This window comes from Streptomyces sp. NPDC006743, assembly GCF_040703815.1.
Classification (GTDB): Bacteria; Actinomycetota; Actinomycetes; order Streptomycetales; family Streptomycetaceae; genus Streptomyces.
In genome coordinates this window covers 1-2,297 of the sequence record NZ_JBEYJA010000148.1, presented here as the reverse complement: position 1 = coordinate 2,297, position 2,297 = coordinate 1, and the positions used below count along the sequence as shown (strand labels likewise).

The following is a 2,297-nucleotide window of genomic DNA, read 5'->3' as shown; positions in this document are numbered from 1 at the left end:
CCTGGTCTTCAGACTTGTGCACTTCCTATCTCCCACCGGGCCACCGGCCCGGCCCACCGCTCATGCGACCACCGGTGCAGCGGTGGGCCGGGCCGCAGCGGTGTCTCCCCGCCCGCCGACTACGGCCGACACGGATGCCGTGCACCACCGCGGGGGGACCGGGCCCGGGTGCTCTGCGCCACGCGGGGCCGAGCCTGGCGAACCTGATCCGGGTGGACGGTCAGCCGCCGGTCCGCGGCCGATCGACGCGGTAGAGGTAGTGGGCCCGGTCGTCGACCGGGTTGTCCGGTCCCAGGTCTCCGACCCCGACCCGGCGCAGTCCTGCGCGCTCGAGCGCCCGCCACGACGGCTGATTGGCTGCCACCACCGGGACGAGAACGCACGGGGCGGCCGGGTGCTCCGTCCAGGTTCGCACGATGACCGACCGGATCATCGCCGTCCCGATGCCCTGGCCGGTGCGGCGGGCATCACCGATCAGGTAGTCGATGGTCATCGCGCCGTCAGGTACAGGGACGATGGCTGCCAGCGCGGCCAGGTAGTCCGGGTAGTCGCACAGGCGTGAACGTTGTACGAGACCGACCGGACGGCCTTCGAGAGAGGCGAGGAGGTCCTCCGAGGGCTCCTCACCCCGGGCTGCGGGGCCGAAGTCGCGCGCCACCGCTTCCACGGTGGTCTCGTGGTTCCACCAACGCTGCACGTGGGGCTGCTGAAGCCATCTCCGCACCAGCGGGAAGTCCTGTTCCTCGATCCGACGCCACGTGATCTTCATGAGGCCGCTCCCGGAATGTCCACGAGTCCTTGCATGCCGGACGCTGCACGGACGAGCCGCGGGCTCACCGCCCACTCGAGCGATCAGTCCACCAAGCGGAGCGCTCGGTCACACCGGTTTCACCTGCCCTTCGCTGTGCCGAATGAGCGGTCGAGGCCGCCGACTGAGCGTTCAGCACACTGTGGGCATGCTGGCACGCGTCCTGCGCTCCGGCCATGCCTTGGACAACACTGGCCGGCGCCGTAGCCGGCGCCTTGATCGCGACCGCTTCCGCCGCGTTGCTCGACCTCAGTCACGGCGCCGGGAGCAGGATGACCGCCTCATCAGCGCACGCCGTGCCCTGTACGGCGAGTATCCGGCCTGCCTCGCTCAGGCCCGCAACGACTTCCGCGACCTGACGTACGACCAGCCCGCGGAGGTCACCGAACGAGAGCGGCTCCCGAAACCGGCGAGGACGGCCCACCCAATCACCTCCGAGCCGCACCCCCCTTGCCCCGGGGGCTGTCTCCTGTTCGTTTCCCACTCCGGTCACGCGGACCATGGCTGAGCTATCCTCCCTGCATGCGTGGACAGTTCACCGGCTGGCCGGAGCAGGCCATGGACGTGTTGTGGCAGCTCCAGGGCGAACCGACCCACGCGACCCGGGAGCGCTGCCGAGCCGACCGCGAACGCCTGGTCCGGCAGCCGATGATCGCCCTGCTCCACGAGATCGCGGACACCGACCCCCGGTACGAGGACTTCTCCGTCTGGCACTACCGCACCGGCTCGTGGTGGTGGCAGCATCAGGGCGCGGTGATCCGACTCGGCCGCAAAGTCGAGATCGGCCTCCGGTTCTCGCTGGACGGCCTGCGGATCCAGGGTGCCTGGTGGTACCCCGACCCCGGCCAGGTGGACATGTTCCGCAGGGCCGTCGCCGCCGAGGGCAGCGGCCCCGAACTGTCCGCCATCGTCAAGGACCTGCGGCACAAGGGCTACGACGTCTCCGGGGACGTGATGAAACGCCCCCCGCGCGGCTATCCGGCAGACCACTCACGAGCGGAACTGCTGCGCCACCGTTCCCTGATCGCGGCCCGTTCCCTCGGCTGCGAGGAGTGGCTGCACACTCCCGAGGCGGTCGAGCGGGTCCTCTCGGCCACCACCGACCTCGACGCCCTGCTGACGTGGCTGGCCCGCCACATCAAGCGCGCCGCCTGACGCCTCCCGACCGGCGGACAGTCCATCTGAGCCAGCACCTCAGCGGCCGGCACCGCGCAGCGGGGGATCCTGAGCATGAGGGCGCCGTCCGGGCGGCAGCGGACGTTGGGGGAGGAGCCCGGCCCGTTGCCCCGGCCGGACTGACCTGACTGGTGCGTTTTGCAGCCGGGCATCACCTGTGCGAGCCTTCTGCCACTCCTCCAGAAGGGATCACCCGCATGCTCGGCATGGTTGTCTGGGACATCCGCTCTCGCGCTTCGACGCGAGAGCGGTAACGGCCACCTGCCTCAACGCGAGCGCCTGTCCGATGGACAGGCGTGGGTTCAGAGCTGCG

The 2,297-nt window shown here is 70.3% G+C and carries 2 protein-coding genes; one reads left to right on the top strand and one right to left on the bottom strand.

Annotation, left to right across the window (positions count from 1 at the left end):
* Positions 1–220 precede the first annotated feature (220 nt).
* Positions 221–769 (bottom strand): GNAT family N-acetyltransferase, encoded by a 549-nt coding sequence (locus ABZ719_RS37560; protein ID WP_366729656.1) that lies wholly within the window; start codon positions 767–769, stop codon positions 221–223.
* A gap of 561 nt (positions 770–1,330) precedes the next feature.
* Here ABZ719_RS37560 and ABZ719_RS37555 point away from each other — a divergent pair.
* Positions 1,331–1,963 (top strand): DUF2461 family protein, encoded by a 633-nt coding sequence (locus ABZ719_RS37555; RefSeq protein ID WP_366729655.1) that lies wholly within the window; start codon positions 1,331–1,333, stop codon positions 1,961–1,963.
* Positions 1,964–2,297: the final 334 nt, after the last annotated feature.

Coding starts and splice junctions, on each gene's coding strand:
- ABZ719_RS37560 (WP_366729656.1), bottom strand. CDS start 769: ATGAAGATCACGTGGCGTCGGATCGAGGAACAGGACTTCCCGCTGGTG.
- ABZ719_RS37555 (WP_366729655.1), top strand. CDS start 1,331: ATGCGTGGACAGTTCACCGGCTGGCCGGAGCAGGCCATGGACGTGTTG.